This window comes from Mycobacterium kiyosense, assembly GCA_021654635.1.
GTDB lineage: Bacteria > Actinomycetota > Actinomycetes > Mycobacteriales > Mycobacteriaceae > Mycobacterium > Mycobacterium kiyosense.
The window spans coordinates 5,346,007-5,365,809 of the sequence record AP025179.1; the positions used below are offsets into that span (position 1 = coordinate 5,346,007).

15 protein-coding genes and 3 pseudogenes are annotated in these 19,803 nt (G+C 67.6%); 9 read left to right on the top strand and 9 right to left on the bottom strand.

Annotated features, from left to right (window positions below):
* The first annotated feature begins 190 nt into the window (after positions 1–190).
* Both L6444_RS25065 and L6444_RS25070 read left to right on the top strand, forming a co-directional pair.
* Positions 191–1,258 (top strand): M23 family metallopeptidase, encoded by a 1,068-nt coding sequence (locus L6444_RS25065; protein ID WP_236977864.1) that lies wholly within the window; start codon positions 191–193, stop codon positions 1,256–1,258.
* 3 nt (positions 1,259–1,261) lie between these two features.
* The gene (locus tag L6444_RS25070; RefSeq protein WP_370653024.1) at positions 1,262–1,831 is read left to right on the top strand and encodes a hypothetical protein; all 570 of its coding nucleotides are present in this window, start codon (positions 1,262–1,264) and stop codon (positions 1,829–1,831) included.
* 76 nt (positions 1,832–1,907) lie between these two features.
* On the opposite strand, the gene pcrA is transcribed toward L6444_RS25070, so the two are convergent.
* Together pcrA and L6444_RS25080 are read right to left on the bottom strand one after the other, a co-directional pair.
* A complete protein-coding gene (gene pcrA, locus L6444_RS25075; protein WP_236977865.1) occupies positions 1,908–4,229 on the bottom strand; it encodes a DNA helicase PcrA in 2,322 nt (773 codons plus the stop codon).
* Positions 4,230–4,282: 53 nt separating this feature from the next.
* Positions 4,283–6,310, bottom strand: coding sequence for a PPE family protein (locus L6444_RS25080; protein ID WP_236977866.1), 2,028 nt, complete (start codon positions 6,308–6,310; stop codon positions 4,283–4,285).
* Positions 6,311–6,685: 375 nt separating this feature from the next.
* Here L6444_RS25080 and L6444_RS25085 point away from each other — a divergent pair, with 375 nt between their 5' ends.
* The 3 genes and pseudogenes from L6444_RS25085 (at position 6,686) to pgi (ending at position 9,394) form a co-directional block, all read left to right on the top strand.
* Entirely contained in the window at positions 6,686–7,000 is a 315-nt protein-coding gene (locus L6444_RS25085) for a chorismate mutase (protein ID WP_236977867.1), read from the top strand.
* 76 nt (positions 7,001–7,076) lie between these two features.
* Positions 7,077–7,726, top strand: a pseudogene (locus L6444_RS25090) (alpha/beta hydrolase-fold protein).
* A gap of 9 nt (positions 7,727–7,735) precedes the next feature.
* A complete protein-coding gene (gene pgi / locus L6444_RS25095; RefSeq protein WP_236977868.1) occupies positions 7,736–9,394 on the top strand; it encodes a glucose-6-phosphate isomerase in 1,659 nt (552 codons plus the stop codon).
* Between the two features lie 171 nt (positions 9,395–9,565).
* Here the strand turns inward: pgi and L6444_RS25100 are convergent, their stop codons facing one another.
* From L6444_RS25100 to cobF, 7 genes and pseudogenes are all read right to left on the bottom strand, one after another.
* Positions 9,566–10,315: an SDR family oxidoreductase gene (locus L6444_RS25100; RefSeq protein WP_236977869.1), complete on the bottom strand. Its 750-nt coding sequence runs from the start codon at positions 10,313–10,315 to the stop codon at positions 9,566–9,568.
* Between the two features lie 18 nt (positions 10,316–10,333).
* On the bottom strand, positions 10,334–10,792 hold the full coding sequence (locus L6444_RS25105) for a zinc finger domain-containing protein (RefSeq protein WP_236984419.1): 459 nt from the start codon (positions 10,790–10,792) through the stop codon (positions 10,334–10,336).
* Between the two features lie 162 nt (positions 10,793–10,954).
* Positions 10,955–11,197, bottom strand: a pseudogene (locus tag L6444_RS25110) (DNA-formamidopyrimidine glycosylase family protein); the annotation flags it as partial.
* Positions 11,198–11,212: 15 nt separating this feature from the next.
* Positions 11,213–12,724, bottom strand: a complete 1,512-nt coding sequence (locus tag L6444_RS25115; RefSeq protein WP_236977871.1) for a PE family protein — start codon at positions 12,722–12,724, stop codon at positions 11,213–11,215.
* Positions 12,725–12,823: 99 nt separating this feature from the next.
* Positions 12,824–13,210 (bottom strand): hypothetical protein, encoded by a 387-nt coding sequence (locus L6444_RS31290; protein ID WP_459561259.1) that lies wholly within the window; start codon positions 13,208–13,210, stop codon positions 12,824–12,826.
* Positions 13,211–13,913: 703 nt separating this feature from the next.
* Positions 13,914–14,549 (bottom strand): annotated as a pseudogene (locus L6444_RS31295) (PE family protein); the annotation flags it as partial.
* Positions 14,550–14,685: 136 nt separating this feature from the next.
* On the bottom strand, positions 14,686–15,462 hold the full coding sequence (cobF, locus tag L6444_RS25135; RefSeq protein WP_236977874.1) for a precorrin-6A synthase (deacetylating): 777 nt from the start codon (positions 15,460–15,462) through the stop codon (positions 14,686–14,688).
* 128 nt (positions 15,463–15,590) lie between these two features.
* Here cobF and L6444_RS25140 point away from each other — a divergent pair, with 128 nt between their 5' ends.
* The 4 genes from L6444_RS25140 (at position 15,591) to L6444_RS25155 (ending at position 19,802) form a co-directional block, all read left to right on the top strand.
* The gene (locus L6444_RS25140) at positions 15,591–16,496 is read left to right on the top strand and encodes an AurF N-oxygenase family protein (protein WP_236977875.1); all 906 of its coding nucleotides are present in this window, start codon (positions 15,591–15,593) and stop codon (positions 16,494–16,496) included.
* A 203-nt stretch (positions 16,497–16,699) separates the two neighbouring features.
* A complete protein-coding gene (locus L6444_RS25145; RefSeq protein ID WP_236984420.1) occupies positions 16,700–17,653 on the top strand; it encodes a DUF4873 domain-containing protein in 954 nt (317 codons plus the stop codon).
* Positions 17,654–18,088: 435 nt separating this feature from the next.
* Positions 18,089–18,856, top strand: a complete 768-nt coding sequence (locus L6444_RS25150) for an STAS domain-containing protein (RefSeq protein ID WP_236977876.1) — start codon at positions 18,089–18,091, stop codon at positions 18,854–18,856.
* A 76-nt stretch (positions 18,857–18,932) separates the two neighbouring features.
* Entirely contained in the window at positions 18,933–19,802 is an 870-nt protein-coding gene (locus L6444_RS25155) for a TIGR03619 family F420-dependent LLM class oxidoreductase (RefSeq protein ID WP_236977877.1), read from the top strand.
* Position 19,803 lies beyond the last annotated feature (1 nt).

The following is a 19,803-nucleotide window of genomic DNA, read 5'->3' on the forward strand; positions in this document are numbered from 1 at the left end:
ACATGCCGAACGAGGCCCGTCGCCGCATCCGATCGCTGTGGCATACGTCACGTATGATTCGGGCGCTTCAAACGTGATCCAAGTCACAAAATTGGCCGGTTTTGGCACCGAGGTTGCCAGTCCCATACGTTTGCGGATACCTTCTCAAAGGTCCAGATAACGTTATGGTCACGATACAAGGACATTCAGGTTGTCCCAGCACCGTTTCGCCCGCACTGCCGCAGCCGGCTCGACTCTCGCATCCCGGGATCGCTGGCCGCATCACCACCGCAACGAAGTCACCGAGATCATCCCGTTAGATGGGTTTGATGAACTCGACGACATGGAACTCGCCGATCTGGACGAGCTGGACTTCGGAGAAGCCGAGTTCGACACCTCGGCGCAGCTGCTGCAGGCACCCGAACTCGACGATCTGGACGACACCGACAACCTGAGCCCGCTGTGGCTGGCCGCGCCCGTCACCGAGGTGCTGCCCCCGGTCGCTGCCGACGACCCGCGCCCGCCGCGCATTGTCCGTACGCACACCACGAACGTCACCCCGGTGCCCCGCCGCGGCGGAAGCCACCGCAAGCAACCCACCAGCGCCGCCAAGGGCCGCATGCTGATCGGGGCGATGGCCGCCGGCGCCGCGGCCGCAGCCACCCACTCGGCGCTCAACCAGTCGGACGCGCCGAAGATCGAGACGGTGCTGACCGCCAACGCTTCCACGATGTCCGGCGGCTCCGGCACCAACGGGCCGCGCGGCGTCCAGGTGGTGGCCGCGCAGCCGGGCAATGTCGCGGTGCACAACGAGGAGTTCGCCCGCGGGGTGGCCTTCGCGCAAGAGCGCGCGCAGCGTGAGGCACGGCTGCAGCAGCCGCTCTTCGTGATGCCGACCAAAGGCATCTACACCTCGAACTTCGGCTACCGGTGGGGCGTGCTGCACGCCGGCATCGACCTGGCCAACTCGATCGGCACCCCGATCTACGCAGTGTCCGACGGCGTCGTGATCGACGCCGGGCCGACAGCCGGCTACGGCATGTGGGTCAAGCTGCTGCACGCCGACGGCACCGTCACCCTCTACGGCCATGTCAACACAACTCTGGTCAGCGTCGGAGAGCGGGTGATGGCCGGCGACCAGATCGCGACGATGGGCAACCGGGGCTTCTCCACCGGGCCGCATCTGCACTTCGAGGTACTGCTGGGCGGCACCGAGCGAATCGACCCGGTGCCGTGGCTGGCCAAGCGAGGACTGTCCGTCGGCAACTACGCCGGCTGACCAGTGACCGCGCCGAACGACCCCGCCGACGCCGCCGCACCCGAATCGCAAGAGTCAACCGAGGAACCACGGACTCGGATCATCAGGCGCGCGCCGACGGCGCCGCTGCCGCCGATCGCGTCGCCGCCCACCACCCAGCTTCCGCGCAGCCCAACGTCTTTGGATGCGCGGACCGGCGTACCGCCGCTGCCCGGCCTGTTGCCTCCCGCGCCGCTTGCCCGGACGGCCGTGGCGGCCAGTGCGGTGAGCATCGTCAGCGGCTGGGCCACTTCGGTGGTCGCCACCGACCTGATCGCCGGCTGGTGGCACACCGACCGGTTGTTCTGCGTCGCGGTCGGATTCCTGGCCATGGTCTTCGCGATCACCACGGTCTCCGGGGTGATCACGCTGCTGCTGCACCGCCCGGTCGGGCGGTACCTGATCATGGCCGGCGCAGCCGTCGCGCTGTTGACGTATCTGGGCGTGTTCATCGCCGGGGCGCGCGTGGCGTGGGTGGTGCATGCGCTGCCGCTGCTGCCGGTCGCCAGCGCCGTGCTGGCGTCGCTCCCGGAAACGAAGCGTTGGGTCGACTAGCCGGGTCAGGCGCCGGAACTGCACCGGGACAAGACTTCTCGCGCTTCGGCCCCGGGCCTGCCTCGGGGCCGAACGCTCACAGCTTGCTGATCGGGGCGTGGTTGTGCATCAGCTTCACCCGGCCCGCGCTGCCGAAGTCGATCAGCGACATCGCCGATTCGCCGGCGCCGGAGACTTCCTCGACCCGCCCCAGACCGTACTTGTCGTGCGTCACCCGATCACCGGGCTCCAGCACGATCAGTGGGCGCTTGCCCGCCCCGGAACGCGCCGGTGCGACGCGCGGCGTACCGAACCGGCCGGCGCCGCTCACCGGCGCACTGAACGACGGCTTCGGCGCGACGCGGCGCCAGTCGATGAGCTGTTGCGGAATCTCGCGCAGGAACCGCGATTCCGGGTTCAGCATCGGCTGTCCCCACGATGACCGGACGATGGCCCTGCTCACGTACAGCCGCTGCCGGGCCCGGGTGATGCCGACATAGGCCAGCCGCCGTTCCTCGGAAAGCTCCACCGGGTCGTCCAGCGCCCGCATGTGCGGGAACATCCCGTCCTCCCAGCCGGTCACGAACACCACCGGGAACTCCAGGCCCTTGGCGGTGTGCAGCGTCATCAGCGTGACGACGCCGGAGCTGTGCTCGGGGATCTCGTCGCTGTCGGCGACCAGCGACACCCGCTCCAGGAACGCGGCCAACACCCCGGTGTCGGGGACGTCTTCGGTGTCGGTCTCGGATTCCAGTGCGGCCGCTTCGTTGGTTTGCAAGGCCCGGTCGATGCTGAATTCGTGTGCGACGCTGACGAGTTCGTTGAGGTTGTCCAGCCGCGCCAGCTCCTGCGGGTCGGTCGAGGACTCCAGCTCGCGCCGGTATCCGGTGCGCTCCAGCACCGCCTCGACCAGATCACCGAGGTCGTCGTCGAGATGCCCGCGCAGTTCGTCGAGCAGTTCGACGAAACCGGCGATGCACTTCTCGGCGCGAGAGTTGAGCATCGGCACCTTGCCGGCGGCGGCGGCCTGCAGTGCGTCGGCGAAGCTGGCGCCGGTGTTCTCGGCGTACACCGCCACGCACGCCTCGGCTCGCTCGCCGATGCCGCGGCGCGGCGTGTTCAGGATGCGCCGCATGCTGACCGCGTCGCCGGGGTTGTCCAGCACCCGCAGGTAGGCGACGATGTCGCGGATCTCTTTGCGCTCGTAGAAGCGCACTCCGCCAACGACTTTGTACGGGATCCCGGCCCGGATGAACACCTCTTCCAGCGAGCGCGAGGAGTTGTTGGTGCGGTAGAACACTGCGACGTCGTTGTAGGTGATCTCACCCCGGTCGGCCAGCGCGTCGATCTCGTCGGCCACGAAGCGGGCCTCGTCGTGCTCGTTGTCGGCGACGTAGCCCACGATCAGTTCGCCCTCGCCGGCGTCGGTCCACAGCCGCTTTTCGCGGCGCCCGGAGTTGCGGGCGATCACCGAGTTGGCCGCCGACAGGATGTTCTGCGTCGAGCGGTAATTCTGTTCCAGCAGAATCGTTGTCGCGTCCGGGTAGTCGCGCTCGAAGTCCTCGATGTTGCGAATGGTGGCGCCGCGGAAGGCGTAGATGGACTGGTCGGCGTCACCGACCACACACAGCTCGGCCGGCGGCACGTCGTCCTGGGCATCGTGGCCGACCAACTCGCGCACCAGCACGTATTGCGCGTGGTTGGTGTCCTGGTATTCGTCGACCAGCACGTGCCGGAACCGCCGCCGGTAGTACTGCGCGATATCCGGGAACGTCTGCAGGACCGCGACGGTCTCGCCGATCAGATCGTCGAAGTCCAGTGCGTTGGCCGCGCGCAGCCGCCGCTGGTATTCGCCGAAGACGGCGGCGACGGTGCGGGTCAGCTCGTCGGACTCGTCGGTCAGGTTCGCCACCGCCTGGTGCGGGTCGATCAGTTCGTTCTTCAGATTGGAGATGGCGTTGGCCAACAACCGCGGCGAGTACCGCTTGATGTCCAGTCCCATGTCGCGGCCGATCATCTGCAGCAGCCGGCGCGAGTCGTCGGCGTCGTAGATGGAGAAGTTGGAGTTCAGTCCCTCGATCAGCGCGGCCTGGTTGCGCAGTATCCGCACGCAGGACGAGTGGAACGTCGACACCCACATGTAGCGGGCACGGGGACCGACGAGGTTGACCACCCGTTCGCGCATCTCGGCGGCGGCTTTGTTGGTGAAGGTGATCGCCAGGATCTGGCCGACGCTGACGCCGCGCTCGGCGATCAGGTAGGCGATGCGGCGGGTCAGCACCGCGGTCTTGCCCGAGCCGGCGCCCGCGACGATCAGCAGCGGCGAACCCTGATGGACCACCGCCTGGCGTTGTTGCGGGTTGAGGCCCTCCAGCAGTTGGTCGGCTTCGGATTTTGCGTCAGCAGCGTGCACACTCATGTCGGTCCAAACTTACCGCCGTCCACCGACGGCCTACCCGGCAACCGATCGAGTCACCCGGCGATGGGCAACGGGAGCCGGTTGACCCAACTTGCGAACCCGGATTGCTGGTTGCCCTGGTGGAATCCGCCCGAGCTGCCGTTACCGGAGTTGGCCAGACCGGAGTTACCGGTGCCGGTGTTGCCGTATCCGGAGTTGTCGGTGCCGGTGTTCAGGAAGCCCACGTTGCCCGGCCCGCCGCCGTTAGCCCAACCGATGCTGAGGTTGGCCGTGTTCGAGATACCGACGTCGTTGGTGCCCGAGTTGAAGAATCCCGTGTTGTTGGCGTTGGTGTTCTGGAACCCGGTCTGGTTGTTGCCGACGTTTCCGTAACCCTCACTGTTGTTGCCGGTGTTCTGGAATCCCGAGGTGTTGTTTCCGTGGTTGTTGAATCCGGACGTGCCGGTGCCGACGTTGCCGAAGCCCGAACTCGACGCGCCGGTATCGGTGGCGCTGCCGAACCCGGTGTTGACATCGCCGGCATTGCCGCCACCGGTGTTGACGTTGCCCGAGTTCCAGATTCCGGTGTTGGTGTTGCCCGAGTTTCCGTAGCCGGTGTCGCCCGAACCCGAATTGCCGAAGCCCACGCTGCTGCTGCCGGAGTTACCGAAGCCCACGGTTCCGCTGGCGCCGGAGTTCAGCCCGCCTACCGCGAAGCTGCCGGCGTTGCCGAATCCGACGTTGTCGTGGCCGGCGTTCCAGAACCCCAGATCGCCGGCGCCGGAGTTGCCGAACCCGAAGCCGGTGTTGGCGGAGTTCGCCCAGCCGGTGTCCAGGCTGCCGGTGTTCCAGAAGCCGGTGTTGGTGCTGCCGGCGTTGCCGAAACCGGTGTTGAAATTGCCCGAGTTTCCGAACCCGAAGTTGCCGTTGCCGGAGTTGAAGAAGCCGACGTTGTTGTTGCCGGAATTGAAGAGTCCGATATTGCCGCTGCCTGAATTCAGCAGGCCGGCGAAGTTGATACCGACCTGGTTGTCGCCGGACAGCCCGATGCCGAAGTTGTTGTTGCCGGTGTTGCCGAAGCCCAGGTTGTTGTTGCCGAGATTGCCGAAGCCGATGTTGCTCAGACCGTTGTTGCCGATCCCGATGTTGAGGTTGTTGGTGTTGCCGAAGCCGAAGTTGTTAGCGCCGCGGTTGCCGAAGCCGTAGTTGGTGTTCCCGAAGTTCCCGCTGCCGATGTTGTAGTTGCCGGTGTTGCCGCTGCCGACGTTTCCGCTGCCGCTGTTTCCGCCGCCGACGTTGCCGCCCCCGGTGCTGGAGTAGTTGCCGAAGCCCACGTTGGCGTTCCCGCGGTTTCCGCCGCCGAGGTTGCTGCTGCCGATATTGCCACTGCCCAGGTTGAAGCTGCCGGTGTTGCCGTCGCCGACGTTGAGGTTTCCGTTGGCGTTTCCACTGCCCAGGTTGAGGTTGCCCTTGTTGCCGCCGCCGAAATTCACACTGCCGGTGTTGCCGCTGCCAAGGTTCAGGCTGCCGATGTTGCCCAGCCCGAGGTTCGCGGCACCGATGTTGCTCGCGGACGCGAGCGCGGGAAGCACCTGCTGCCAGGGCAACAACGCCTCGGCCACCGCCGACACCCCGCTGTGGTAACCGAACATCGCCGCGACGTCCTGGGCCCACATCTCCTCGTACACGCCCTCAGCGGCCGCGATGGCCGGGGCGTTCTGGCCGAACAGATTCGACAGCACCAGCTGCACAACCTGCGAGCGGTTGAGCGCAACCGCCACCGGCTGCACCGTCGCCGCCCGGGCCGCCTCGAAGACTCCGGCCACGGTGCGTGCGAGTCCCGCCGCACCCGCCGCCTGCGCGGCCGCGGCATTGAGCCAGCTCGCGTAGGGGGCCGCCGCGGCCGCCATCGCCATGGACGCCGGCCCCTGCCATGCGGCGGCCGTCAGTCCCGACGTCAATGCACCGAAAGACGTTGCCGCCGAATCGAGTTCCCCGGCCAGGCCCTCCCAGGCGGCTGCGGCCTCCAACATCGGCATCGATCCCGCTCCGGAGAACATCCGCAGCGAGTTGATCTCGGGGGGCAGCAACGAAAACGTCATCAGCACATTCCTTCCCCGCCCTTCCGAGGGCGTCAATATGGCGGATGGAATTCTAGGTCGCAGCCCGGCGTCCGCACCGGCGTTTCTTCAGAACCGATCCGATCGCTCGGTGGCGACCAGTTGATCTGCAGGACAACGCCGATCGGCGGGCGGCGGCGACGGGCGCGGCTCGCTCCCGGTTGGCGAACGCGGGGAATTTGCGCCAAGTTTTTGCGCGGGCGCGGCCCTTAGTGGCACACTCGACGCGTGCTCAACACGCAGCCTCGATTTTTTTACGGGTACCCGACAGCGGTGCCCGTGGTCTAGCTGCTTTTCGCAGAGCCCCGTGGTCCGCTTCGGATTCGGGGCTCGTCTCTTGTGTGAGGCCCGAACCGGATGAGACCAGACCCCCCACCTCACGAAAACACGGAGATTGCAGAGATGAACACCGAGACCCTCGATTCCGAAGAGCTCAGCATCGAAGAATTGCGCGCGGAGATCGACCGCCTGGACGCCGAGATCCTGGCCGCGGTCAAGCGTCGCGCCGAAGTATCCCAGGCGATCGGCCGGGCGCGGATGGCATCGGGCGGCACCCGTCTGGTGCACAACCGCGAAATGAAGGTCATCGAGCGTTACAGCGAGCTGGGTCCCGAGGGCAAAGATCTCGCGATGCTGCTGCTGCGGTTGGGACGGGGACGGCTCGGCCACTAAGAGTCGGCCTCTAATCGGTTGCGACCGTCGTTACATTCGGCTGATTCCGGCTTTGCTGGGGTAAATTTCGCCGAAAATGGTTACGGCATCGACAGCTGGGCTTTCGCCGTTGCGCCGGTTGAGATTCCTGTCGGCCGCAGCGTTGCTCGCTCTGCTGGGTGGGGTGTCGGGTACGGGTTCCTCGGCGGCGTGGTCGCGGCAAGGCCAGCCGTACCTGCTCGACGGGATGCTGGCCCGAGACGACTTCAACGGCTGGGACATTCACCTTCCGGTGTTCGAATGGTTCGGCCAGTCCGGTCTGTCCCTGGTGATGCCGGTCGGCGGGGAGGCCAGCTTCCGCTCGAATTGGTACCGGCCCGCCGTCGGCAGCGGCGGCACCCACACCTACAAGTGGGAGACGTTTCTCGCCGACGAACTACCTCAGTGGCTGGCGACCAACGGCCAACGACCCGACGGTCAACGTGCCGAAAATGGTCGCCAACAACACCCGCGTCTGGGTGTACACCGGCAACGGCGGCGACCGGCACAAAGCTGGATGCCAGCCTGCTGGAGAGCGCCACCCGGATCAGCAACAAGGTCTTCGCCGCCAGATACCAGGCCAAGGGCGGTACAACGGCGTCTTCAACTTTCCAGACAGCGGCGCTCACCTGGCAGTACTGGGGTGAACAGTTGCAGACGATGCTGCCGGATCTGCAGCAAGTGCTCGGTAGCGCGGGGCCGCATTAGGGTCGAACTATGACCTCCCAGCCATCAGACATCACCGCCACCTCTGAGTGGGACGCCCTGCGCAAGCACCACGACCAGATCGGTTCAACCCACCTGCGGCAGTTGTTCGCCGACGATCCCAAGCGCGGCCGCGACCTGACCCTGACGGTCGGCGATCTGTACATCGACTACAGCAAACATCGCATCACCCGCGAGACGATAGAGCTGCTGATCGACCTGGCTCGCGCGGCGGGGCTGGAGCAGCGCCGCGACGCCATGTTCGCCGGCGAACACATCAACACCTCGGAGGACCGCGCGGTGCTGCACACCGCGCTGCGGCTGCCGCGCAACGCACAGCTGGAGGTCGACGGCCAGAACGTGGTCAGGGACGTGCACGAAGTGCTCGATGCGATGGGTGACTTCACCGATCGGCTGCGCAACGGCGACTGGACCGGGGCCACCGGCGAGCGGATCCGCACCGTGGTCAACATCGGCATCGGCGGCTCGGACCTGGGCCCGGTGATGGTGTACCAGGCGTTGCGGCACTACGCCGACGCGGGGATCTCGGCGCGTTTCGTCTCCAACGTCGACCCGGCCGACCTGGTCGCCACCCTGGCCGACTTGGAGCCTGCCACAACACTTTTCATCGTCGCGTCGAAGACGTTCTCGACGCTGGAGACGTTGACCAATGCGACGGCGGCGCGGCGCTGGCTCACCGATGCGCTGGGTGACAGCGCGGTGGCCAAGCACTTCGTCGCGGTCTCCACCAACAAGCGACTGGTCGACGAATTCGGGATCAACACCGACAACATGTTCGGGTTCTGGGACTGGGTCGGCGGACGCTACTCGGTGGACTCGGCGATCGGGCTTTCGGTGATGGCCGTCATCGGCCGAGAAGCGTTCGCAGACTTCCTTGCCGGGTTCCGCATCGTTGACGAGCATTTCAAGACCGCGCCGCTGAAGTCGAATGCCCCTGCGCTGCTTGGTCTTATCGGCCTGTGGTACTCGAACTTCTTGGACGCCCAATCCCGGGCGGTTCTGCCGTACTCCAACGACCTGGCCCGGTTCGCGGCCTATCTGCAGCAGCTGACCATGGAATCGAACGGCAAGTCCATCCGCGCCGACGGTACCCCGGTCACCACCGACACCGGCGAAATCTATTGGGGTGAGCCGGGAACCAACGGTCAGCACGCTTTCTACCAGTTGCTGCACCAGGGCACCCGGTTGATTCCGGCCGACTTCATCGGGTTCAGCCAGCCCCTCGACGACCTGCCCACCGCCGAGGGCGACGGCAGCATGCACGACCTGTTGATGAGTAACTTCTTCGCCCAGACCCAGGTGCTGGCGTTCGGCAAGACCGCCAAGGAGATCGCGGCCGAAGGCACCCCGAAGGACGTGGTGCCGCACAAGGTGATGCCCGGAAATCGGCCGTCGACCTCGATCCTGGCAAACCGTCTGACGCCGTCGGTGCTGGGCCAGTTGATCGCGCTGTACGAGCACCAGGTGTTCACCGAGGGTGTGGTGTGGGGTATCGACTCGTTCGACCAGTGGGGTGTGGAACTGGGCAAGACACAAGCCAAGGCGCTGTTGCCGGTGATCACCAGCGAGGCGTCGCCGGCCAAACAGACCGACAGCTCAACGGACGCGCTGGTGCGCCGCTATCGCGCCGAACGCGGCCGGGTGGAGTAACGCCAGCGCCCCGACGGCCCCGAGCCCCGAGTGCCGACCGCCGACCGCCGACCGCCGACCGCCGAGCGCCGAGCGCCGAGCGCGAATTTCACGACACGACACGCCGTTTCGGCGTCGCGGATTTCACACTGGGCGGCTGGAGTTGGGTCGGGCGAACGGGCTGGGATCGGGTCAGGCGAAGGGTTTGGTCAGCTGCGGCGGCAGCACCCGCATCGGCTGCACCAGCGGCGCCCACGGCCACCACGGAATCGCGGCCCGGCCGGGCTCGCGTTCGATGGCGCCGACGAGCGCCTTGACGCCGGTTTCGTTGTCCACCATCAGCATTGTGCTGTTCGACTTGGCCGTCATCTCCGACTCGATGTAGCCCGGCTCGATCACCGACACCTTGATCGGCCCCTTCGCATACTCGGCGCGCAGCGATTCACCGAGTGACCGCAGGCCGGCTTTGCTTGCGGCATAGGCGGCTTTGACGCCCGGGACGCCCTTGTTGCCGAGCACGGACGAAATCAGCACCAGGTGACCCGAACCGCTCTTCTGGAACATCTCCAGCGCGGTCTCGATCTGGACCAGCGCCGCGATCAGATTGGTCTCTAGCGTCGCCTTGTTGGCCCACACCTTGCCGGAGCCCAGCCGGGCACCTTTGCCGATGCCGGCGTTGACGATCACCCGGTCGATGCCGCCGAGCTCGTCGCTGAGCTCGGCGAACACCTTGGGCACCTGCTCGTGGTCGTTGACGTCCAACTGCGCCACCGCGACTTTGATCGACGGATACCGTTGTGTCAGTTCGTCTTTGAGCTCATCGAGGCGGTCGGTGCGGCGGGCGCACAGCGCCAGGTCGCGCCCTTTGGCGGCGAAGGCCCGCGCCATCCCGGCGCCCAGGCCGGAACTGGCTCCGGTGATCAAAATTTTCTGACGAGTCACCCGCGCAGCATATCGGTGCTACTTGAGCAGTCGCGACATGCGCCGGTCGGCCAGTACCTTGCCACCGGTCTGGCACGTCGGGCAGTACTGAAATGACTTGTCCGCGAACGACACTTCCCGCACGGTGTCGCCACACACCGGGCAGGGCAGGCCGGTGCGGGCGTGCACCCGCAGTCCCGAGCGCTTCTCGCCCTTCAACGTGGCGGCGCCCTGCCCGACGGAGCGGCGCACGGCATCGTTGAGCACCGAGATCATCGCGTCGTGCAGAACGGTGAGTTGTTCCGCGGTGAGTTTGCCGGCGGTGGCGAACGGGGACAGCCGGGCGACGTGCAGGATCTCGTCGCTGTAGGCGTTGCCGATGCCGGCGATCACCTTCTGGTCGGTGATGACGGTCTTGATCCGCCCGGTGTTGCCGGCCAGCATTCGGGCCAGGTCTTCGGGGCCGAGTTCCAGGGCGTCGGGACCCAGCGAGGCGATCTGCGGGACCTGCTGCGGATCTTCGACGAGCCAGACCGCGAGCCGTTTCTGGGTGCCGGCCTCGGTGAGGTCGAAGCCCGGCGCCGCACCCGGGGTGCCCAGGTGGACGCGCAGCGCGATCGGCCCCTTGCCCGGCCGCAACGGCGCGGCGGCGAGCTTGTCCGACCAGCGCAGCCAGCCGGCCCGCGACAGGTGGGTGATCAGCCACAGGTCACCGGCCTGCAGGCCCAGGTATTTGCCCCACCGGCCGGCGCCGGCGACGGTCTGGCCGTGCAATGCGTGGATCGGCGGGTCGAAGGTCTTGAGCACCGACAGTGCCGCGACGTCGACGCGGCCGATGGGCAGTCCGACGGCGTGCCGGCGCAGATGGTCGGCCAGCGCTTCGATCTCGGGGAGTTCGGGCACCGGTCCAGTCTGCCCCTAGGTCCTGATGCCCGGCGTTCCGGCGGCTCCCGAGATAAGCCCCATGTTGCCGCCGGCGGCCGGGGGGTCGCCGTTGCCGCCGCGGCCGCCGTTGCCGTACAGGCTGGCGTTGCCGCCGTGGCCGCCTGCGCCGTTGGCGCCGAGGGTGCCGGTGTACGTCGTGCCACCGACCGTGTTTTGCCCGGGAGGCCCGGCCAGACCACCGTCGCCGCCGTCGCCGCCGTTGCCGAGCCAGCCCGAGGCGCCTCCCGCAGCGCCCGAACCTCCGGCACCTCCGTTACCCGAGGCCGGGGCCGCGACGCTCAAGCCCTGGTTCCCGCCTCGCCCGCCGCCACCACCGAACCCGCCGGCGCCACCGTCGCCGACGACGTAGCCGCCGCGACCGCCCAGCCCACCGTTACCTCCGGCGCCACCGTCGCCGCCGTTTTCGTACCTGGCGCTGCCGCCGAACCCACCCAGACCACCGTTGCCGCCGGCACCACCCGCGCCGAATAGTCCGGCGTCGCCACCCGCTCCAGCCGTAAGACCGGCCGCGCCACCCTCGGCGCCCTTGACGACTTGGGACCCGCCGCCGGCCAGACCCCCGCCATCTCCGCTGTCGCCGCCGTGCCCACCGTTGCCGGACAACCACCCCGCATGGCCGCCGTTGCCGCCGAGGCCGCCCGTTCCGCCAGTGCCGGCAACCGTGGTACTGGTGTTGTGGCTGGTGGAGCCGCTGCCCTGCCCCCCGGCGCCGCCCGCCGCACCGGCACCGCCGTCACCGAACAGGTAGCCGCCGCGGCCGCCGGCGCCACCGTTCCCACCGATGCCGCCGTTCGCGCCGGAGCCGCCGGAAGCGCTGTTGTTGAGACCGGCATTGCCGCCGGTCCCGCCTATCCCGCCCTGCCCGCCGTTACCCCAGATCCAGCCGCCGGCCCCACCGTTGCCGCCGTTACCACCGTTGGCACCCGCCAGGGCCGTGCTGCCCGACAGGCTGTTGGCGCCCGCTCCGCCGGCACCGCCGCGACCGCCGTTGCCGAAGAACCCGGCCGACCCGCCGTTACCGCCGTTCTGGCCGGCCCCACCATTGGCGCCGTTACCGCCGTTGCCCCACAGGATCCCGCCGTCCTGACCGTTGGCGCCGGCGGTGGCGCCGTTGGCACCGTTGCCGATCAGCGGCCGGTTCAGCAGAGCCTGGGTGGGCGCGTTGATCGCAGCAAGCACCTCCTGCTCGGCGGTCTGCAGCACGTTGGATGCCTCGGCGCTGGCGTACTGCCCAGCACCTGCGCTCATCAGCTGCACGAACTGCTCGTGGAACTGCGCCGCCTGCGCGCTCAGCGCCTGATAGGCCTGGGCATGCGCCCCGAACATCGCGGCGATGGCGGCCGAAACCTCGTCGGCCCCGGCGGCCAGCACGCTGGACGTGGGAAACAACGCCGCTGCATTCGCCTGGCTGATCGTCGAGCCGATCCCGGCCAGATCGGATGCGGCAGCATTGACAAACTCCGGCGTAGCGTTCACAAACGACACAAGCGGACCTCCTACGACCCGCATGCTACTGCGATCAAGATCACATTTTGGGCGTTTGGCCCGAATTCGATTGAGGCCGAAGAAGTTCAGCCCCGGCCGCTATGCGGACCCGGGTGCTCCGTCCTTGCCGGAGATCGTCCCGCCGGAGCCGCCGCTGCCCCCAGGCTGGTTGAACCTGCTGTCCCCGCCGTGGCCGCCGGCGCCGAACAGACCCGCGTCGCCGCCGTTGCCACCGATACCGGTGTGAATGTTGAACGGCGCTCCCGACGGCGAAAGCCCGGCGTTGCCGCCGCCCCCGCCGTTGCCGAACAGCCAGCCGCCCTGACCGCCGTCGCCGCCGTTGCTGACCGCGGGAACCAGGAAGGAGGTGGTACCGGTGTCGCCGCCGTCACCGCCGCGTCCACCGCTGCCGAACAGCCGGGCGTCGCCGCCGAGGCCGCCGTCGCCGCCGACGCCGGAGTATCCGTTACCGGCATCTCCGGGCACGCCTATGGTGCCGCCGTTGCCGCCGGCGCCGCCCCTTCCGCCGGCACCCCAGAGCCGATCACGCCGCCGCGGCCGCCGTCTCCGCCGGTGCCTCCGACGCCACCGTTGCCCCCGTCACCGCCGTTACTGGTTCCACCGAGGCCGCCCGTTCCGCCGACTCCCCGACGCCACCGTTGCCCCACAGCAATCCGCCGTCGCCGCCGTTGCCGGCGAAGCCACCCTGCCCGCCGTATCCGCCGGATCCGTTGGCGACGCTCGCAGCCTGGCCGTCGCCCCCGTAACCGCCGTTCCCGCCGGCCCCACCGTGGCCGAACAGACCGGCATCGCCGCCGTTACCGGCGTGGACGTCGAACAGGTAGTAGCCGTTGGCAGAACCGTTGACCCCTTCGTCGATGGGCGTGTTGCCCGGGTTGGTGAAGGACCCGCCCCTGCCGCTGTCCCCGCCGGCGCCGCCGTCGCCCGCGATCAATCCACCGTGGCCTCCGTCGCCACCGGCACCGGCCAGGCCACTCACGCCGGCCCTGCCGATCCCGCTGATGGCCTGGGAACCCACGGCGTCGCCCCCGGCCCCACCGGTGCCGCCGGTGCCGCCGCTACCGAACAGCCCGGCCGACCCGCCGTTGCCGCCGCCACCGCCCGGGCCCGCGTTGCTGCCGCCCGTGATCGAAGACTGGTAGTAGCCGTTGCCGCCGTTGCCGCCGAGACCACCGCCCCCGCCGTTGCCGTAGAGCCACCCGCCATTGCCGCCGTTGCCGCCGAGGCCGGCCGCCTGCCCGGATCGGGCAGTGCTGTCGCCGGCGACGCCGTTGGCGCCGTTCCCGCCGGTGCCGCCTTGGCCTCCGTTGCCGATCAGCCCCGCCGAACCGCCGTTACCACCGTTCTGGCCGACGCCACCGGCCGCGCCGTTGCCGCCGTTGCCCCACAGCAGTCCGCCGGCTTGGCCGCTGGCGCCCGCTGTGGCCCCGTTGGCGCCATTGCCGATGAGCGGCCTGTTGAATAGCGCCATGGTGGGGGCGTTGACGACGCCGAGCACATCCTGGCCGGCCGCAGCAAGCACGTTGGACGCTTCGGCGCTGGCATATTCCGTGGCGCCGCCGCTCATCAGCTGCACGAACTGCTCGTGGAAGAGCGCCGCCTGCGCGCTGATCGCTTGGTAGGCCTGGGCGTGCGCACCGAACATCGCCGCGATGGCCGCCGAGACGTCGTCGGCGCCGGCCGCCATGACCGCCGCGGTGGGCGCGGCCGCGGCGGAACTGGCGGCGTTGATCGAGGATCCGATGTTGGCAAGGTCCGACGCCGCAGCGGCAACCCACTCCGGCGTGGCGAACACATACGACATCCGGCAACCTCTTCCCGACCGAATCTCTTTCCCGGCCGATGCTGTGTTTAACACGTGTCAAGCACGCGAGCAATGATCGTATCGTGCCGGGGGGCGCTTGGAGCACACGTTCTTCGTGGGATTCGGCGAACCTCAGCTACCGGTCACCGGCGTCACGGCCCTCGGGCGCCCGCAACAGGTAGGTATCCATGATCCAGCCGTGTCGGGCGCGGGCCTGCGCACGAAGCTCGGCGATGCGCTTCCCCACCCCGCCGACCGTTCCCGCCACCAACAATTCGTCCGGGGTGCCCAGGTAAGCGCCCCACCAGATCCGGGTGTCGGGCGCGCAGGCCGCAAACGAGCATTCGGCATCGAGCATCACCACCGCTGTCCCGGACAGCCCGTGCGTGCGCAGTTGGCGGCCGGTGGTGATCAGCACCGGTTCGCCGACGTCGTTGAGGGGGATGCGGTGCCGCGCGGTCAGCGCCTGCACCGCGGTGATCCCCGGGATGACGTCGTAGCTGAGGTCGATCTGCGCGGCCACCGCGTCCAGGATCCGCAGCGTGCTGTCGTAGAGCGATGGATCACCCCAGGCCAGAAAGGCCCCGCACCCGTCGGGCCGCAATTCGTCGGCGATCGCCGCCGCCCAGATCCGGGCGCGCTCCGCGTGCCAGTCGGCAACGGCTTGCCGGTACTGCGCAGCATCCCCGGCGCCAGCGGCGCGGCGCGGATCGGGCAGCTCGACGAACCGATAGCCCGGCTGGCGGATGTAGCGGGCGCAGATCTGCTGCCGCAACGCCACCAGATCACTCTTGGCTTCCCCTTTGTCCACCGCGAAGAACACCTGGGTGTCGTTGAGCGCCTCGACCGCTTGCACCGTCACATAACCGGGATCACCTGCGCCGATACCGATGACGTGAATGCGCCGGCCCATACGGCTCAACCTAGATAGGGCGCTGGGTCAGCACCAACACGAGACCAGCGGTACCCGGTACCCGGGGTATTGACTAATGAGTGTGACCTCCCTAACGTTTTCAACTATCCGACGGAGGGAGGCCAACGATGACCACTGCGGTGCGGCCAAGCGGGCCGAGTCGCGAAGAATTCTCCGAACGCCTGTTGAAGGGCTCGGTCAAGAAGTCCTACGAACCGGTCGTCGACATCGACTGGGATGCCCCACTGGACCCCGACCGGTTCTTCCTGCCCCCGCGACTGGTGTCGCTGTATGGCACTCCGATGTGGGACGAGATGACCCGCGACCAGCAGATCGAGTTGTCGCGGCAAGAACTGGTCAACACCCTATCGGCCGGGATCTGGTTCGAGAACATGCTCAACCAGTCTCTGTTGCGCACCATCCTGCACGAGGATCCCACCAGTCGCTCGACGCACTACAAGCTGACCGAACTGGGTGACGAAACCCGCCATATGGTGATGTTCGGCAAAGCCATCGAGCGTGTCGGCGCAAAACCGGTGCGGCCGAAGCGGTTTCACCGCTGGGTCATCAACCTGCTGCCGCTGGCCTTCCAACGCGGTTCGATGCTGTGGGTGGCGGCGCTGATCGGTGAGGAGATCTTCGACTCGTTGCAACGGCAGATGATGGACGATCCGGAGTTGCAGCCGATCATCCAGCGGCTCATGCGAATTCACGTCACCGAAGAAGCCCGCCACATTCAGTTCGCCCGCGACGGAGCCCGCAAACGGGTGGCCGAGATGCCCCGGCTCAATCGGTGGTTCATGGCCAACATCAACGGGCTGGGCGGATACTTTTTCAACTACCTGTTCAGCAACCCGGTGCCGTATGCGCGCACCGGCCTGGACGTCAAACGCGCCAAGCATCTGGCCCGCACCAGCGCGCACCGCCGCGAGGTACAGGTTGCCGGATTCGCTCCGCTAGCAGCGTTTCTGACCGAGGTGGGGTTGATGGGCCGGATCGGCCGCCGTGCCTGGCAGCGCAGCAGGTTTCTGTGACGGTGATCGTCGTCGGGGCGGGTGTCCCGGACGTCGAGGCGGCGTTGTCGCAAGCCGGCATCGGTGACGTCACGACACTCGAGCGGGCAGTGCTGCGTTCGGAATTCGATGAGGACACCGACTCCTGGATCCTGCACACCGACGCAGCACCGCTGCGCACTCGCGTCGTAATCGCCACGGACGGAGGTCTTTTCACCCCATTCATACCGACAATCAACGGCCACAACGAATTTCGAGGCGAATCCTGTCACGCGGCGGCATGGGACCCGCATTTCCATCCGGCCGGAAAACACGTCGCAGTCATCGGCACCGATTCGTGGGCCGGACATCACCTCGGCCGACTGGTCGAATCCGCGCGGTCGGTGACCGTCTTCCCGCATGCCCCGCGCCGGGTGGTCACCGAATTGCCTCGCTGGACCACGCGCACCGCGCGCCGGCTGCGGCGCCGCCGTCCCGCTGCGGGCCCGCAGATCGGATCGACCATCACTGCCGTCACCGCGTCGGGCATCCGCACCCCCGATGGCCTCGAGCACCCCGTCGACGCCATCGTCTACGGCACCGGCTTGGCGACCACGGATGAGTCGCTGATCGGGGTCGGCGGACGCACCCTGCGCGAAGCCTGGCACGACGGGATGGAGCCCTTCGCCGGAGTTGCCGTGCACGGCTTCCCCAACTACTTCTTCCTCGCCGGTCCCGACGTCGCTGCGCAAGCGCGCTACATCGCCCGCTGCCTGGCGACGATGGAACGCACCGGCAGTCGCCGGATCGAGGTGCGTCGCTCCACCCAGCAGGTGTTCAACGAACGCGCTCAGTTGGGGCCGTTCTCGCCGCCCGCGCCGACCGGCGCGTTCGAAACCTTCGAACTGTCGTCCGGCGCGCCGGACTACGAAGACACCTACGACGGCGCCGCCACCCTCGAAATCGGCGGCACCCGCCATTCGGTGCGCGTCCGCCTGGTCGGCCACCTCGACCCGCTCGACGGGAACTACCACTGGCAGGGAACCCTGTTCGACGCCCCGCCCGACGACTCCCTGACCAAGGCCCGGGCGGGCACCCTGACCGTCGGCCAGCGCAGCGCGGCGGCCCGCATCGTCGAGAAGACGCCGTGGGGTACCCACTCGGTCACCGGGGTGGGCGCGCCGCCGTATCCCTGCTGACCTCGCCAGGCCCCGCTGCCCGCCGCCCGCCGCCCGGTGCCTTTTCTGCCGAGCGTCACGCCAGGGCAACAGCGGACGCCGAACGTCACGCCAGCGCGACGCTCGACGCGGGTGGGGCGGGAAAAATATTTGCCGCTGAGGATTGATCGCGCTCCAAACGGGTAACTCGTGTTTGGGGTGCGCGCCACGGGCGCGCTGTTGCGGTAAGCGATACAGCGAGAACGGCGAGCTCGGCGTGTTGGTGACCAGGCGAAACGCACGGCTCCGGGGGAAGTCTGCCGGCGGTGCATATTCGCGTATCCATGTCGGTCCAGGCGTGTCGACCGCACCCTTTTTTCACAAATCGGGCAGTTTGCTTGAAGATAGGTCCTTAGCAACGACGGGGGCGCAGCACTGAAGACCATCGATGACGGGGCAGAAGTTCGAGGAGCTGGAATGAGCGCGGTGGCCAAGTCCTCCGGTTCGTTGGCCCTGCAGGCCCGCACCGAGCAAGGGGTGGTCCTGCTGGCCGCCGAGGGCGTGCTGGACGCCAACAACGCCGCGGCGCTGCGCGACAGCGTCACCAAGGCCACGCTCGACGTGCCCACCGCCGTCGTCGTCGACGTCAACGCCCTGCAGGTACCCGACGAATCGACCTGGTCGGCGGCGTTCGTCAGCGCGCGCTGGCAGTTGAACTCACGGCCCGATGTCCCGATCGTGCTGGTGTCGGGCAACCGCGCGGCCCGCGACGCGATCACCCGCAGCGGCGCCGCCCGGTTCATGCCGGTGTACCCGACCGACAAGGGCGCCCTGAAAGCCGTCACCCGGCTCGGGCGGCGCAAGTTGCAGCATGCCCAGGCGAAGCTGCCGGCCAATCTGTCCAGCCTGCGCGAGTCCCGCCAACTGGTCCGCGAATGGCTCACCAACTGGTCGAAACCGGGACTGATCCCGGTCGCGTTGGTGGTGGTCAACGTGTTCGTCGAGAATGTGCTCGAGCACACCGGCAGCGAACCGGTGATGCGGATCGAATGCGACGGCCAGACCGCTACCATCGCCGTCTCCGACACCAGCACCGCACCCGCGCTCCGGTTGGCGTCGCCCCCCAAGGGCATCGACGTGTCCGGGCTGGCCATCGTCGACGCGTTGTGCCGCGCCTGGGACAGCACACCGACGTCGTCGGGCAAGACGGTATGGGCGATCATCGGGCCGGAGAACCAGCTCTGAGGAAGCCCGCTGCGGGCCGAACTGCAACACGTTCTAACCTCGATCGGGATGCCCCTCCGAGGAAAGCAGGGACGACGTGCGGTTCAGTTACGCCGAGTCATTGACCGACCCCCAGTTCTATATTCCGCTGGCCAAAGCGGCCGAGGCGGCGGGCTATCACAGCATGACGATCGCCGACAGCCTGGCGTACCCCTTCGAGTCCAACTCGAATTACCCCTACACCCCAGACGGTGGCCGCGAGTTCCTCGACGGTAAGGAGATTGTCGAATCTTTCGTTCTGGCAGCGGCATTGAGTGCGGTGACGACGACCTTGCGGTTCAATTTCTTCGTCCTGAAGCTGCCAGTGCGACATCCGGCGTTGACGGCCAAGCAGGCCGGGTCGCTGGCCGCATTGTTCGGCAACCGGCTGGGCCTGGGGGTGGGCAGCAGTCCGTGGCCGGAGGACTACGAGCTGATGGGTATCCCATTCGTCAAGCGCGGCAAGCGAATGGACGAATGTATCGAGATCGTGCAGGGGCTGACCACCGGGGAGTACTTCGAATTCCACGGCGAGTTCTACGACATTCCCAAGACGAAGATGAGCCCGGCGCCCGCCCAGCCGATCCCGATCCTGGTGGGCGGACACGCCGACGTCGCACTGCGACGGGCCGCGCGGCTGGACGGCTGGATGCACGGCGGCGGCAGCTCACCGGAAGAATTGGACCGACTTATCGCCCGGGTCAGGAAGTTTCGCGACGAGGAGGGCAAGACGGGACCGTTCGAGGTGCATGTCATCTCGACCGACGCCTACACCGTCGACGGCATCAAGCGCCTCGAAGACAAAGGCGTCACCGATGTCATCGTGGGGTTCCGCTGGCCCTACATCATTGGGCCCGACAAAGACCCGCTGGGCAAGAAGGTCCACCTGCTGGAGAAGTTCGCCGACCAGGTGATCGCGAAAGTCTAAC

Bases quoted from the DNA above. Each gene is read 5' to 3' on its own strand.
- pcrA (WP_236977865.1), bottom strand. From the start codon at position 4,229: ATGAGTGTGCACGCTGCTGACGCAAAATCCGAAGCCGACCAACTGCTG.
- L6444_RS25080 (WP_236977866.1), bottom strand. From the start codon at position 6,310: ATGACGTTTTCGTTGCTGCCCCCCGAGATCAACTCGCTGCGGATGTTC.
- L6444_RS25085 (WP_236977867.1), top strand. From the start codon at position 6,686: ATGAGACCAGACCCCCCACCTCACGAAAACACGGAGATTGCAGAGATG.
- pgi (WP_236977868.1), top strand. From the start codon at position 7,736: ATGACCTCCCAGCCATCAGACATCACCGCCACCTCTGAGTGGGACGCC.
- cobF (WP_236977874.1), bottom strand. From the start codon at position 15,462: ATGGGCCGGCGCATTCACGTCATCGGTATCGGCGCAGGTGATCCCGGT.
- L6444_RS25140 (WP_236977875.1), top strand. From the start codon at position 15,591: ATGACCACTGCGGTGCGGCCAAGCGGGCCGAGTCGCGAAGAATTCTCC.
- L6444_RS25150 (WP_236977876.1), top strand. From the start codon at position 18,089: ATGAGCGCGGTGGCCAAGTCCTCCGGTTCGTTGGCCCTGCAGGCCCGC.